The following is a 14,317-nucleotide window of genomic DNA, read 5'->3' on the forward strand; positions in this document are numbered from 1 at the left end:
TGAACGTCTGATTATGCTAAATATCAATAAAATAAGCAGTTTTCTGTTCTCTTGCGTAAAAATGCGTCAGAGGCGGAATGGTTTCATGACTGGCGTGTTTTGAAAGTCGGTTTTTCTTCCGTTCAAATTCATTTCCTGGAAAAATACGATGATTTTTCAGGCAGCCAAGATGTGTCGATTTCTTCGACGGGACTGAACTTGCGTTAATATTTGCCATCGGTGATTTAGGGTTTATTAACCATAAAATTATACCCGTTGTTAATCTAAAGATTTTCGACCGGGGGTCATATGTCTATTTCGCGCCGTGGTGTCCTTTTCGGATTGCCGCTTCTCCTCGCAGGCTGTGCCAGCACAAACTTCGTTCAGCAAAAACAGAATTACGCAGCCATACCGGACGAGAAGTTTCCGCTCAGAGCCATGGAGCTCGACAAGATCAATCCGGAGCTTCGCCGTCAGGAAGTGGCGTATGAAACCACCTATCCCGCCGGAACTGTGGTCGTGGATACGCCTGCGCGCCGTCTTTATTACGTGATGGGCAACGGTCGGGCGATGCGCTACGGCGTGGGTGTTGGGCGCCAGGGACTGGCATTGCGGGGCAATGCCTATATCGGTCGCAAAGCCGAATGGCCCAGCTGGACACCGACACCGAACATGATCCGTCGCGAACCCCATAAAAACCTGAAATATGCCGGTGGCATGCCGGGTGGTCCGAACAATCCGCTCGGCGCGCGCGCACTTTATCTCTACCGCGAAGGCAATGACACGATGTTCCGTCTGCATGGTACCAACCAGCCGCAGTCTATCGGTCATGCCATGTCCAGCGGCTGCATTCGCATGCTCAACCACGACATCATCGACCTTTACCAGCGTGTGCCGGTTGGGTCTCGTGTGGTGGTTTTGCAGGCCTGACGATCTTAGAAATGCCTCGATCCGGGGCTTTCGTGCCGGATCACAACCCGCTTCCAACGGTGTCCGCATGTGTCGTTTTCTCGCCTATTCCGGTGCTCCCGTCTGGCTCGATTCGCTTCTGATCGAGCCGGAAAGTTCGCTCATCACCCAATCGATGGCGGCGCGGGAGGCAAAGACGGTGGTGAATGGAGACGGGTGTGGCATCGGCTGGTACGGGGAGAGAGGTGAACCGGGCATCTATCGCGGTATCTTGCCCGCATGGTCGGATCGAAACCTCACGTCTCTTTGTCATCAATTGCGCTCAGGCATGTTTCTGGCGCATGTTCGTTCAGCAACGACGGGCGGCGTTTCCATGGCCAATTGCCACCCGTTCGGCTTTGGACGTCACCTGTTCATGCATAACGGCCAGATTGGCGGCTACGAGAAGGTCAAGCGCGCAATCGAGACGCATATTCCCGATGAGGTCTATTGTTCGCGTGCAGGCAATGGCGACAGCGAGGCCATCTTTCTGATCGCCGCAGGTTTCGGGCTGGATCGCGATCCCATCGCTGCCTTGAAGAAGACCTTGCAGACGTGCCTCGATGTGGTCGAGCGGTCGGGCCTAAACCAGCCAATCCGCTTCAGCGCCATTCATTCCGACGGTGAAAAGCTGCATGCTTTCCGTTGGTCCAGCGACGAGCGTCCACCGACGCTCTATTGGCGCAATGTGGGTCTTGGCATCGCGGTGGCGTCTGAACCCTTCGGCACCGGTGCTGAGAAATGGGAGATAATACCGGCCAATACGGTTGCGACCGTGGTGGGGACCGATATCACCTTCCAGCCGTTCAACCCGGTTGTGCACTCGACGGTGCGCATGTCGGCCTGATATTTCGGGCACATCATCAATTCGGGACAGGCATTTGCTTTCATTTTTGCGCGGAAACAGTCGCTGGCTTGGTGCCGGCTTTATGGTGCTGTTTGCATCATCTTTCGGCCAAACGTTCTTCATTTCGCTGTCGGGCGGTGAAATACGCCGCGCGTTCGGGCTGAGCGATGGCGATTTCGGCCTGATCTACATGGGCGTCACACTCGCTTCCGCCATCAGTCTGGTCTGGCTCGGTAAACTGGCGGATCGTTGGTCTTTTCGACAGATCGTCAGTTTGGCGGTGCCTGCGCTGGCGCTGGGTGCGCTGGGTATGGCGTACGCTTTCTCCACTGCGGTGCTGATCGCCAGCCTTTATCTTCTGCGGCTGTTTGGCCAGGGCATGATGGTGCATATCGGCTATACCAGCCTCGGCCGCTGGTTTGCGGCGGAACGTGGGCGCGCGGTGTCGCTGTCTGCCTTGGGGTTGAATGCCGGGCAGGCGGTGCTGCCTCTGCTGGCCGTGGCGGGCATCGCAGCATTCGGTTGGCGCAGCATTTGGATGATTGCAGCCATCTTCCTTGTCGCAATCGTTCTTCCCGCAGTTCTTATGCTGGTCAAGACCGAACGTGTGCCGACGCGTATGTCCGCAATATCGGTTTCCACGGATGCTCGCAGCTGGACGCGGTCGGACGTCGTTTGCGATCCGTGTTTCTATTTGTTGATGCTGGGCATGCTGCCACCCGCCTTTATCAGCAACACGATTTTCTTCCATCAGGTGCATCTGGCGCAATCAAAGGGCTGGCCGGTGGAGCTGATGGCGTCTGCCTTTTTTCTCTATGCTGGCGTCGCGGTCGCCAATTCCTTGCTGTCAGGATATCTGGTCGACCGATATTCCGCGCTGAGACTATTGCCGTTCTATCTCATTCCATTTGGGGTCGGGTGCGTCGTGCTGGCTATGGTCGACGCGCCTTGGGCTGTGTTCGCCTTCATGGTCCTCTACGGCATTTCAGACGGATTTTCGCTGACGCTTTTCGGAAGTCTCTGGCCTGAAGTTTACGGTGTGAAATTTCTAGGCGCAATCAGAGCCGTCATCGTCGCCATCATGGTGTTCGCCTCTGCGCTTGGGCCGGGGCTTAGTGGTTTGCTGATTGACCACGGCGTGGCTTTCACTTCCCAGATTTTTGCCATGGGCGCCTATTGCATCCTGATTGTCATGGTGCTGCTACCCGTTTCCCGTCATCTCGTAGCAAGACGTTGACCTTTCATCTGCCAATAGGCGCGATGCGTCTGAATATAAGCATTTTCGAGTTCACACACAGATCGGTGATCTCAAATTCTGGATATTGTTTTCGCTGTGAAAATATGGTTTTCACTAAAAATATAAGGGTTTTTCAGTCAGGTTTTCGGCCATTCGAGCCGAGCCTATTTTAAGGGGACTAAAACATATGGCATTTTTTGACAATCTGTCGCGATATCAGCCTTACGCTCTGGCAGCGTTGCGCATCATTGCGGCACTTTTGTTCATCGAACACGGCACACAGAAGCTGTTCGGCTTTCCTGCATCGACCATGGAAGGTTCGCTTCCACCGATGCTGATGGTCGCAGCACTTCTTGAGATGATCGGCGGCATTCTCATTCTGATCGGTCTGTTCACGCGCCCGGTCGCATTCGTTCTTTCTGGCCTGATGGCATTCGCCTATTTCATGGCACATGCACCAAAGAGCTTCTTCCCTGTCCTTAACGGCGGTGATGCAGCCATTCTGTTCTGCTTTGTCTTCCTTTATCTCGTGACAGCAGGCCCTGGTGCCTTTTCCGTAGACGCGTCCCGTCGCCGGTAATTCCCGGCGGTTTCGACCGGTTACAAACGCCGCGTGTGATATTGTCCACGCGGCGTTTTCAATGCGACTTCGCTTGCGTCGTCTCGGTCTTGCATCGCAGCCACTTGTCGATTTTTGCCTGAAGCAACTCGGGACTGATCGGCTTCGACAGATAGTCATCCATGCCAGAGGTGAGACACAGATCGCGGTCGCTGTCCTGCGCATGGGCGGTGACGCCAATGATGGGAATGCGATGGGCGCCCTTTTCCTCGGCGCGGATTGCCTGTGTCGCCTGGTGCCCGTTCATGACAGGCATGGAAACATCCATCAGAATGATGGATGGATTATAGTCTCTCCAGGCCTCAACCGCTTTTTTGCCGTTGTTGACGATACGGAACCGAAGCCCGGTTTCCTGAAGGATCTGGGTAAAGACGATCTGGTTGACGTCGTTGTCTTCCGCAATCAGAACATCCAGAAGCGACGGTCTGGACACGCGGTCCTGACTGACGACTGAGGGTTCGTTCCGGGGCGCTGGCTTGGCACTTTTCGTCTTATATGCTTCGGTGTCTGGCGTGGAGGGCGTCTTGCGCAAAGCGCGTTTGGAGCGTGACGTCCGCACGACATCGGTCAGCGTCTTGCGCAGAAGTCGCGCTCGGACCGGCTTCATCAAATGCGCGTCAAAGCTGATGTCGGATGGCTGGTTATCCTGATGGATGGCGTCCATCGAAGTCAGAAAAATCATCGCCGTTTCGTTGAGGGCCGGGTTTTGCCTCAAGAGACGCGCAACCTCCAAACCATTCATATCAGGCATATCGTCATCGAGAATGACTGCGTCGATATCAAAGCCGATCAGAGCCGCTTCTTCGAGAATGGCAAGGCCCGCGGGGCCGCTTTCGGCAGCATAGGCGTCGATATCCCAGCTGGACAGCTGTTCGGTGAGGATTTGCCTGTTTGCGCTGTTGTCGTCGATGATGAGGACGCTGACTTTTTGGCGGTCGATGGCGCCCGTCATGTGTTCGTCGGTTCTGGCCACCACCCGCAGCGGCAGGGTGACGGTAAAGGTCGAGCCTTCGCCAATCGCGCTCTCCACATCGACCTTGCCACCGAAGATACCGACTAGCCCGACGGTGATGGCAAGACCGAGGCCCGTGCCCTCATGGCGGCGTGTGGAGGAGGAATCCGCCTGATTGAACTTTTCGAAGATGTGGTCGAGTTGATGAGGCGCGATGCCGATGCCGGTGTCTTTCACGCGCAACAGCAAAATGACTTCGCTGTCATCGACGGGTTCAGCCGATAGCTCGATCAGCACATGGCCCTTTTCCGTGAACTTGATGGCATTGCCGACAAGGTTCGTGACGATCTGGCGGAAGCGACCCGCATCACCGCTGACCCGTGTCTTGAACGACGGATCGACGCGCACGATGAGCTCGATGTTCTTGTTCTGCGCCTGCGAGGATAAAAGCGAGGCGACGTCTTCAACGGCTTCGATGGCGTCGAAGGGCGCGGAGCGAAGCGTCATCTGGCCCGCATCGATTTTTGAAAAGTCGAGGATATCATTGATGATCGTCAAAAGGGCATTGCCCGATTTGACGATAACGTCGGTGAAGGTTCTCTGCCGCGTATCCAGATTGGACTTGGCCAGCAGTTCCGCCATGCCGAGAACGCCGTTCATGGGAGTGCGGATTTCGTGGCTCATATTGGCGAGGAATTCCGACTTTGCCCGGTCGGCGGCCTTGGCACGCGCCAACAAGCCTTCAAGCTCGGCCTCGCGTTGTTTCATGTCGGTTACGTCGGTGACGATAACAAGCCAATAGTCGCCTGCGCCGATAGTCGCTTCCAGATTGAGCCATCGTTTATTGGCGAGGTGTATGAGCCACGAGAAGGGTTTGATGGCCGCGACGTTTTCGGTCCAGAGCTGTTTGGTCTTTTCAATCTGCTCCTCGCTCCCGAAATCTCCGCGCGCGGCGCAGTGGGAGAAAAACGGAATCCAGCTTTCGCCTGCGGCCAGCAACGTCTCGGGCACGTCGAACAGGCGCGCCATCGCGTCGTTGGACATGATGATGCGGCCCTTTTCCACCAGTGCAAGGCCTTGTGCCATAACACGCGTCGCATCGCGCATATGCTCACCGACGCGCTGCAATTCCTGCCGCGCATCGCTGATTTCCCTGTCGCGGGAGCGGACATCGGTGCTGTCGGAAAAGGTCAGCAGGATCTTGTTACCGGCAATGCGGCACTCCGAGATGATGGTGAACCTGCCTGCCTTGCTTTCTATCTCGCGCGATGAGTAGCCGTCGATCTGGCTCAGATGCGCTTCGCGGGCCCGGATGGCGCTTTCGATGTCCATCTCGCCAAGATGATATTTGCCGCTTTTGTATCCCAGTTCCAGATAACGACGATAGGACAGCCCAACGAGATCGACCTGCTCTGTGACCTCCCACAGTTCGTAAAAATAACTGTTGGCGTATTCTATCGTATAGTCCGATCCCAGCAGCATGACGCCCACCGGCAGCGACTGGAGGATCGATTGTACCTCGGCATGAAGCCGTTCCGCCTCGTTGCGGGCGGCCATCAGTTCTTCCTTACGCTTCATCAGCGGTGTCGTATCGGTGACAGAGCCGACGAGATATGGTTCCTGCGCCGGTGTGACGATACGGCCCACCCGTATGATCGTTGGAATGACGGTGCCGTTGTTGAGAATGATCTGTTCGGTTTTGAGCAGCTCTTCACCGGTCTCCAGAACGTGCGTGTTCTCCTGCCGGAAAACTTCACCCTCATGGACGAAGATTTCTTCCTCGGTCCGGCCATAATTCTTCTCGCGGGGTTCTCCCCACAATGTCTCGTAAGAGGCGTTGGCATAGGTGAGGCGGCGCTGGCCATCGAGCATGAACACGGCGACGGGCAATTGTTCCAACGCTTCGCGAAACAGCCAGTTTTCCCGTGTGTGTTTTTCCAGCAAAATTTCCTGTGTTCGCGCATCGGTAATATCAAGCAGGAGAGCGACGAGCACTCCGCTGTCCAGTCGTCGTGTAATGCCACGGATCCAGTGACCGTCTCCGGTTTTCTGGGTGAACTCGGCAAATGGCTTTTGCGCGTCGGCAAACATGCCGTCGATCCATGCCTGCCTGTCAGGCCGGACGGTTTCAGTGCCGTGATTGTCCGACGCAAAGCAGTAGTCGTGGAAAGCGGCGATGACGGCTGTCAGTTCAAGGCCTGGTTTCCAGACAAGGGACAAGTCACCGCACAGGCTCTCGAGCCTCGCATTCGCATAAACAAGCTTATCATCAGGACCGTAAATGCCGATGGCAACATCGAGGAGGTCCAGATTGGCCGTGGAGATCAGGATGTTATCTTTGTTTGAAGGCGGTTGCGCATCCGCTGCGCGCGATGGCATCGTGTCAAACACTTCATACAGAAAAATGCCGCCATCTTCTGTCTCGAACCGCTCGCATGTGATGGTGTGAGGTGCGGAAACGGGGCTTTTCCAGACCGTCGTCTCGTCTGTCGCAAAGACAAGACAGCGCTTTTCTTTGTCTTCACGCTCCATGTCCTCTGGCGTGCCAAACAATTCGATGGTGGTTTTGTGTTTGAAATCTTCGACAGCGCGCCCGGCAAAGCGCGCATAGGCGGCGTTGACGCAGACGTAGCGCAACTGGCTGTCTTTGACGCAGGCGGGGAGTTCCAGCGTCAGGACGCCTTCGCATGCTTTTTCAAGCAAACCGCCTTCAGTGTTCAAGATATTCTCCGTAGTATTGTGCCGCCCATAATAGAATCAAATTACTTAAGAATATTCTTGTGAAGAGAGGATATTGTAGACAGGCGACATTGGCTATCCATCAGGCCAGCTTATAACAGTTTTTTAACCATGATCGGCCACTGGTTTCGGCGGTTTTTCTGCCTGAAAGAGATTGATGGCGCAGGGCGCGCGCACCCCATTTCAAAACATTCACTTGACTTTGCTCTCCAAAAAGACCAAATCCGGGTCAAGCTTTCACCCTCGGCAGCCGCGTGAGCTGCAGCGTCAACGAAAACAATACGACGCATGAAGGAAAAAGCGCATTGATACAGGAGCAGGCGAAATCGCCGCACTGAAGCGCAGAAAGTCATTCCAACCCACAAGTTCCCAATTCACGCGGGGTTCTTGACGCCAAGACAACCGGACAGCAAGGCTGATCCGGGTTCAAGCGTTTTGGCGCCCCGAAAGGTAGACTATTGACCAGTTTTAGCGAACTCGGCCTCTCCGAAAAAATCGTGGCCGGCGTCACCCAGCTCGGTTACACCACACCTACTCCTATCCAGGCAAAAGCGATCCCGCTTCTTCTGGAAGGTCGCGACATGATCGGTCTTGCACAGACCGGCACCGGCAAAACGGCCGCTTTCGGCCTGCCGATCATCGAAATGCTTCTGAAGCAGCCGGATCGTCCGGCAAACCGCACCACCCGCACCCTTATTCTTGCGCCAACCCGCGAGTTGGTGAACCAGATCGGCGAGAGCCTTCGTGGTTTCGTGCGCAAGACGCATCTGAAGATCAACCAGGTCGTTGGTGGCGCGTCCATCAACAAGCAGCAGCTTCAGCTGGAAAAGGGCACCGACATTCTGGTTGCCACGCCTGGCCGTCTGCTCGACCTCATCTCGCGCAACGCGATCTCGCTGTCCAAGGTGACTTATCTTGTGCTCGACGAAGCCGACCAGATGCTGGACCTCGGCTTCATCCATGACCTGCGCAAGATTTCCAAGATGGTGCCCGCCAACCGTCAGACACTGCTGTTTTCGGCCACCATGCCGAACTCAATTGCGGATCTGGCCAGCAGCTACCTGACCAACCCGGTCACCGTTCAGGTTACGCCTCCGGGCAAGGCTGCCGACAAGGTGGAACAGTATGTTCACTTCGTTGCAGGCAAGAACGACAAGACCGAGCTTCTCAAGAAGTCTCTGACCGAGAACCCGGATGGCCGTGCCATCGTGTTCCTGCGCACCAAGCATGGCGCTGAAAAGCTGTCCAAGTATCTGGAGCACATCGGCTTCAAGGTTGCCTCGATCCACGGCAACAAAAGCCAGGGTCAGCGCGAACGTGCGCTCAAGGGCTTCAAGGATGGCGAATTCAAGGTTCTGGTTGCGACCGACGTTGCCGCTCGCGGTATCGACATTCCAGCCGTGACGCACGTCTTCAACTACGATCTGCCGGAAGTGGCTGACGCTTACGTTCACCGCATCGGTCGTACGGCGCGTGCCGGTCTCGACGGCATTGCGATTGCGTTCTGCGCACCGGACGAGACACGTTTGTTGCATGACATCGAAAAGCTGATGAAGATCGAAATTCCCGTTCTGTCCGGCGAACGTCCGGCCGGTCTGGTCAGCCCATCGCGCGGCAACAACAACAATCGTGGCGCTGGCAATCGCGGCAATGCCAACGGTCCTCGCCGTCAGGCTGGAGAACGTGCTCATGGTGATCGTCCACAGCGCGGTCCCCGTGACGGTGCTTCGCGTGACGGCGGACGCCGCAACGGTGAATTCCGTGGTCAGCGGGCTGGTGAGTTTGCGCCTGTCGAACGTGACAACGATCTGGAAACGACATCGGATTTCAAGCGCTCGAACGCCGAAGGCGCCGCTGGCAAGCCTGCCGTCAACCGCAATCATCGCGGTGGCCAGGGTCGTCCGGCTCGCAAGGCTGGTTCGTTCGCGCCTGCTGGTCAGGGTCGTCCTGCCGGTAATGCCGGTCGTGGCCGCAAGCGCGGCTGATCAGGTCTGATCTGAATTGAGAGGCGCCCGGATGAAAATCCGGGCGTTTTTCGTTTGTGCTTATAGTGCGGGCTTTACACCGCACAGCATTTCCCGTTTGCCCGCAAAGCCGGGCCGACGTTCGACGGTAAAGCCAGCCGCACCCAGATTGCGGCGCACGAAACCGGCGGCTGCAAATGTCGCGAAGGTTCCCCCGGGAGCCGTTTTCTCAAACAGCGCCGACATGATCTCCAGCGACCACATATCCGGGTTTTTGGCTGGTGCAAAGCCATCGAGATACCAGGCATCGAATGTATCCGTGCTCTCAATGATGCCCTGCATGGCGTCGCCGCAGAAGACAGTCAGACGTGTCTGGTCGTCCAGTGTGATATCAATCCAACCTTCGGGGTCCGAAGGCCATTGTGCGACGAAGGCTTCGCGCTCTGCATCCAGTTGCGGCCAGTGGGATAGCGCACGGTCAAGCTCGCTTGCGGTCATCGGGTAGAGCTCGAAGGACACGAAATGCAGCTGCGCATTCGCCGGACGATGGAGTTTCCACTGTCGCCATGTCTCACATAGATTGAGTGCGGTGCCGAAACCAAGTTCGCCGATGCGGAATGTTCCCTGTGCCGTTTCCCAGCGCTCAGGCAAGCCATTGCCCGTCAGCGAGACATGGCTGCATTCCTGCCGCCCATCGGTCTGGCAATAAAAATGATCGCCAAAGGCCAGCGAATAGGGCATATCGCCCTCTCGCCAATCCAGCATGTTTGAGCCGGCTCGTGCCGGCATGTTTTCGTCGGGATGTGTCATGGTTCAAGCCGATAGTCTTCCGCGACAAACAGGTCAATCACCTTTGCCCGCCAGCGTCTCGTTGCTGATCATCGGCGGCGGTATCATGGGGCTGTGGGCGGCGGTCAAGGCGGAGCGGCTGGGGATCGACACGCTTCTGGTCGATGCGGGCAGGATCGGCAGCGGCGCCAGTGGTGGTCTCCTGGGCGCGCTGATGTCGCATATGCCGGATCGCTGGTCGGATAAGAAGCAGTTTCAGTTCGATGCCCTGTTGAGCCTGGAAGCGGAAATCGCGGCAGTGGAGGCAGAGACCGGTCTTTCGGCTGGATATCGCCGATGCGGACGCATCATTCCGCTGCCCAAACCGCATCTACGACCCATTGCCGAACGTCACCAAAGCGATGCGCTCACCAACTGGAGCACGGACGGAGGGCATTTTCACTGGCATGTGCTGGATGCACCACCGGTCGAGGGTTGGGTGGAGGCTGCAGCGGGTGAGGCAGGTTTCGTACACGACACCTTTGCTGCAAAAGTCTCTCCTCGGGCTTTTGTTGCCACGCTGGAAGCGTATCTGCGGCGGGCAAAGCATGTGCGGCTGTTGGAGCAATGCGGGGTGTCTGCGCTCGACCTTAACGGCACGGCCACATTGGCTAGCGGCGAGACCGTTCGCTTCGATCACGCCGTGGTCTCGGCGGGGCACCACTCGTTTCCGCTTTTGACCCAGGCCTTGGGGTTGCCTTCAGCGCCGAGACTGGGTCAGCCGGTCAAGGGTCAAGCGGCGCTGCTGCAAGCTAATGTCGATCCGTCGATGCCCGTGGTGTTTCTCAACGGCCTCTACGTCGTGCCCCATGAGGACGGAACTGTTGCCATCGGCAGCACCAGCGAAGAGGAATTCGAGGATGCGTTTGCGACGGATGAGAAGCTGGACGTGTTGATCGCGCAGGCGCGTCAAATCGTTCCCTCGCTTGCAGATGCGCCCGTGATCGAACGCTGGGCCGGACTGCGTCCCAAAGCGATCGGGCGTGACCCGATGGTCGGGCGTCATCCCGACCATTCCCGCGTCATCGCACTGACCGGCGGTTTCAAGGTAAGTTTTGGTGTGGCGCACCGTCTGGCGGATGCTGCCCTGAATGTTGTGCTGGGAAAATCTATGGATGTACCCACGTGTTTTACACTCGAAGATCACATTCGTGTTTTCAACGCAAAGATGTGACGCTGCTGCGTTTCCAGTCGTTAATCTGTCACGCAAATCACCTAACAGCTTGGCTTATGCAATAAGCTGATGAGGACCGTTTCGGACGGCGAGGTGACGACGCATGCGGTACGCCATTCATTTTACGCCTTCCCCGAATGATCCGCTCACCCATGTCGCAGCAGCGTGGTTGGGCCGTGATGTCTACTCCGGTCAGTCCGTGGAGCCACCAGCCGTTTCAAGCCTTGGAATGCAGGAAATTTCCTATCACACGGCCCTGCCGCGTCGGTATGGTTTCCACGGCACGATCAAGGCACCGTTTCGTTTGATGACCGATGTGAGCGAGGCTGCGCTGCTGCGCGGTTTGATGCATTTTGCCGGCACGCATCAACCCTTTACATTGCCCCCGCTCGAGATCGCGAAACTCGGAAATATCTATGGTCTCGTGCCCTCCTGGCCATCGGAAACGCTGAATTTCCTGGCGGCCAGCGTTGTGCAGGAATTCGATCATTACCGCGCACCTTTGTCCGACGCAGAGATCGAACGCGCCGATCCGGATCGTCTGTCGGCCACGCAACTGACAAACCTGCACCGCTGGGGCCATCCATACGTCATGGATGAGTTTCGTTTTCAGATGATGCTGACAGGCGGTGTGGTGCCGGGGGATTGTGTACGCGTGGAGCGGGCCGTGCGCGGCGTGTTTGGGCCGGTGCTGGAACGGCAGGTCGAGTTTTCCAATCTTGCACTTTTCGTGGAAGATGAACCGGGTGCCCCGTTCCGTGTGCATTCCTTGCACCCCATGGGGCGGGTATCTGCTCGCAAAATTGCGTAAGTTTACTTACGACATTGCTCTCGACTTTCCGGTTTGCGATGCTACCGTTCACGAAATTTGCGTGAAGGTGATTTGATGATTTCCGCTGACTATCCCCGTAATCTCGTCGGTTACGGTCGCAACACTCCTGATCCGAAATGGCCCGGCGATGCGAAAATCGCGGTGCAATTCGTCATCAATTACGAAGAGGGCGGCGAAAGCAGCATTCTCGACAGCGACAAGGCGTCGGAATCGCTGCTGTCGGAAATCGTCGGTGCTCAGCCTTGGCCCGGCCAGCGCAATCTCAATATGGAATCGATCTATGAATATGGCTCGCGCGCTGGTTTCTGGCGGCTGTGGCGCATGTTTACCGATCTTGGCGTGACGACCACCGTCTATGGTGTTACCGCCGCCATGGCTCGCAACCCGGAAGCGGTCGCCGCGATGAAGGAAGCGGGCTGGGAAATCGCCAGCCACGGTTATCGCTGGTTGGAATACAAGGATTTTTCCGAAGAGGAAGAACGCAAGCATGTGCTGGAAGCCGTGCGCCTGCACACGGAGCTGACGGGCGAGCGCCCCTATGGGATGTATCAGGGCAAGCCATCCGACAACACATTGCGGCTGGTGATGGAGGAGGGCGGTTTTCTCTATTCGTCGGACAGTTATGCGGATGATCTGCCCTATTGGGTGAAGGGTTTGAAAGACGATCCATTCCTGATCATTCCCTACACGCTCGACGCCAACGACATGCGGTTTGCGACGCCGCAGGGTTTCAATTCCGGCGATCAGTTCTTCACCTATCTGAAGGACACGTTCGATGTGCTCTATCAGGAAGGGGCCGATGGTGCCGCTAAGATGATGAGCATCGGCCTTCACTGCCGCCTCGTCGGTCGCCCCGGCCGTGCAGCGGCATTGCGCCGTTTCGTCGAATATGTGCTCAGCCACGAGAAGGTCTGGATACCGCAACGCGTCGAAATCGCCCGCCATTGGCATGCGCATCACCGGGCGGAGGCTGTGTGATGTTGGATCGAGCCGAGTTTATCAGCCGGTTCGGCGGTGTGTTCGAGCATTCGCCTTTCATTGCTGAGCGTGCTTATGATGCAGGCAACCTTCGTGAGCCTTTGACGGCGAGCACTGTGCATGCCGCGCTGACACAACAATTTCGCGCTGCCTCCCAAGAAGAAAGGCTGGGCGTGCTGTGCGCTCACCCTGATCTTGCCGGAAAGCTGGCCATCGCCGGAGGTCTGACCGAAGACAGCCGTAAGGAACAGGCCGGGGCTGGTTTGGATCGTCTCTCGCCGCAGGAGCATGCGCGCTTTACCGAACTTAACGCTGCTTATGTCGAGAAGAACGGCTTCCCCTTCATCATCGCGGTTAAAGGTCTGACGAAGGACGGTATCCTGCGCGCCTTTGAAACGCGGATTGAGAACAACGCGCAGGACGAATTCGCCAAGGCAACGGCACAGGTCGAAAAAATCGCGTTGCTGCGCTTATCAGCCATATTGCAGGAACGCTGAGAGTGATGCGCCAGCAATCGTCTTTCCACGCGGCGACTTGACCTCTATATTGTCGCTCAGGAGACAAGCCATGAGACCGTCAGAAGTGCTGGAACAGAACCGGGAAGCGATCCGCGAAGCGACAAAACGCTTCAACGCGGCCAACCCGCGCGTGTTCGGTTCCGTTGCGCGTGGTGAGGATCGGCCGGATAGCGATCTCGATATTCTGGTGGATGCATTGCCGGGAGCAACGCTTTTCGATTTGGGCGGGTTGTTGGAAGAGTTGACAGACATCATGGTCGGCACCGAAATTCATCTGCTGACGCCGGGCGATTTTCCCGAGCGGGTTCGTGTGCAGGTTCTAAAAGAAGCAAAGCCTGTATGAGTGTGGAGCGCTTGCACTCATATCTCGATGAAATACGGCAGATCGCGTCCGAAACGCTCGACTTTATGCACGCGAAATCCAAAGAGGATTTTCTGGCCGATCTCGTGCGGCAGCGCGCCGTCGGCATGAATTTGCTGATGATAGGTGAGATAACCACGCGCCTTATGGAAGAATATCCCGAGTTTATCGCCGATTTCCCCGATATTCCCTGGAAGAGAATACGCGGCATGCGAAATCGAATTGCTCATGGCTACATGACAATCAATTTGGAAACCGTTTGGGACACGACGCAGACGGCTATTCCTGAGCTTCTGGAAAAAATATCGGGGATACAAAACTGGCGTGCCCAAGGTGAATGA

The 14,317-nt window shown here is 56.5% G+C and carries 13 protein-coding genes; 11 read left to right on the forward strand and 2 right to left on the reverse strand.

The window, feature by feature from the left end; genetic code table 11:
• Positions 1-288 precede the first annotated feature (288 nt).
• From RRU01S_RS02130 to RRU01S_RS02145, 4 genes are all read left to right on the forward strand, one after another.
• Positions 289-909 carry a L,D-transpeptidase gene (locus RRU01S_RS02130; RefSeq protein ID WP_045228585.1) on the forward strand — a complete coding sequence of 207 codons (621 nt, stop codon included), beginning with the start codon at positions 289-291 and terminating at the stop codon, positions 907-909.
• Between the two features lie 67 nt (positions 910-976).
• Positions 977-1,774, forward strand: coding sequence for a class II glutamine amidotransferase (locus RRU01S_RS02135; protein WP_045228586.1), 798 nt, complete (start codon positions 977-979; stop codon positions 1,772-1,774).
• Positions 1,775-1,808: 34 nt separating this feature from the next.
• Positions 1,809-3,011 carry an MFS transporter gene (locus tag RRU01S_RS02140; RefSeq protein WP_234936004.1) on the forward strand — a complete coding sequence of 401 codons (1,203 nt, stop codon included), beginning with the start codon at positions 1,809-1,811 and terminating at the stop codon, positions 3,009-3,011.
• A 187-nt stretch (positions 3,012-3,198) separates the two neighbouring features.
• Positions 3,199-3,591, forward strand: coding sequence for a DoxX family protein (locus tag RRU01S_RS02145; protein ID WP_045228587.1), 393 nt, complete (start codon positions 3,199-3,201; stop codon positions 3,589-3,591).
• Positions 3,592-3,649: 58 nt separating this feature from the next.
• On the opposite strand, the gene RRU01S_RS02150 is transcribed toward RRU01S_RS02145, so the two are convergent.
• The gene (locus tag RRU01S_RS02150) at positions 3,650-7,303 is read right to left on the reverse strand and encodes a response regulator (protein ID WP_045228588.1); all 3,654 of its coding nucleotides are present in this window, start codon (positions 7,301-7,303) and stop codon (positions 3,650-3,652) included.
• 476 nt (positions 7,304-7,779) lie between these two features.
• On the opposite strand from RRU01S_RS02150, the gene RRU01S_RS02155 reads away from it, so the two are divergent.
• The gene (locus RRU01S_RS02155) at positions 7,780-9,306 is read left to right on the forward strand and encodes a DEAD/DEAH box helicase (protein ID WP_045228589.1); all 1,527 of its coding nucleotides are present in this window, start codon (positions 7,780-7,782) and stop codon (positions 9,304-9,306) included.
• 60 nt (positions 9,307-9,366) lie between these two features.
• Here the strand turns inward: RRU01S_RS02155 and mnmC2 are convergent, their stop codons facing one another.
• Positions 9,367-10,095: a tRNA (5-methylaminomethyl-2-thiouridine)(34)-methyltransferase MnmC2 gene (gene mnmC2, locus RRU01S_RS02160; protein ID WP_045228590.1), complete on the reverse strand. Its 729-nt coding sequence runs from the start codon at positions 10,093-10,095 to the stop codon at positions 9,367-9,369.
• Between mnmC2 and RRU01S_RS02165 the strand changes: the two genes are divergently transcribed.
• The 6 genes from RRU01S_RS02165 (at position 10,094) to RRU01S_RS02190 (ending at position 14,317) form a co-directional block, all read left to right on the forward strand.
• On the forward strand, positions 10,094-11,287 hold the full coding sequence (locus RRU01S_RS02165; protein WP_045228591.1) for an NAD(P)/FAD-dependent oxidoreductase: 1,194 nt from the start codon (positions 10,094-10,096) through the stop codon (positions 11,285-11,287). The genes mnmC2 and RRU01S_RS02165 overlap by 2 nt on opposite strands.
• A 103-nt stretch (positions 11,288-11,390) precedes the next feature.
• Positions 11,391-12,098: a DUF1045 domain-containing protein gene (locus tag RRU01S_RS02170; RefSeq protein ID WP_045228592.1), complete on the forward strand. Its 708-nt coding sequence runs from the start codon at positions 11,391-11,393 to the stop codon at positions 12,096-12,098.
• A gap of 75 nt (positions 12,099-12,173) precedes the next feature.
• Positions 12,174-13,097, forward strand: coding sequence for an allantoinase PuuE (gene puuE, locus RRU01S_RS02175; RefSeq protein ID WP_045228593.1), 924 nt, complete (start codon positions 12,174-12,176; stop codon positions 13,095-13,097).
• A complete protein-coding gene (gene uraD, locus RRU01S_RS02180) occupies positions 13,097-13,594 on the forward strand; it encodes a 2-oxo-4-hydroxy-4-carboxy-5-ureidoimidazoline decarboxylase (protein WP_045228594.1) in 498 nt (165 codons plus the stop codon). Before puuE ends, uraD begins: the two co-directional genes overlap by 1 nt.
• A 70-nt stretch (positions 13,595-13,664) precedes the next feature.
• A complete protein-coding gene (locus RRU01S_RS02185) occupies positions 13,665-13,958 on the forward strand; it encodes a nucleotidyltransferase family protein (RefSeq protein ID WP_045228595.1) in 294 nt (97 codons plus the stop codon).
• Positions 13,955-14,317 carry a HepT-like ribonuclease domain-containing protein gene (locus RRU01S_RS02190; RefSeq protein ID WP_045228596.1) on the forward strand — a complete coding sequence of 121 codons (363 nt, stop codon included), beginning with the start codon at positions 13,955-13,957 and terminating at the stop codon, positions 14,315-14,317. The genes RRU01S_RS02185 and RRU01S_RS02190 overlap by 4 nt, the downstream gene beginning before the upstream one ends.

Origin of the sequence: Agrobacterium rubi TR3 = NBRC 13261, assembly GCF_000739935.1 — a bacterium.
GTDB classification, from domain to species: Bacteria; Pseudomonadota; Alphaproteobacteria; order Rhizobiales; family Rhizobiaceae; genus Agrobacterium; species Agrobacterium rubi.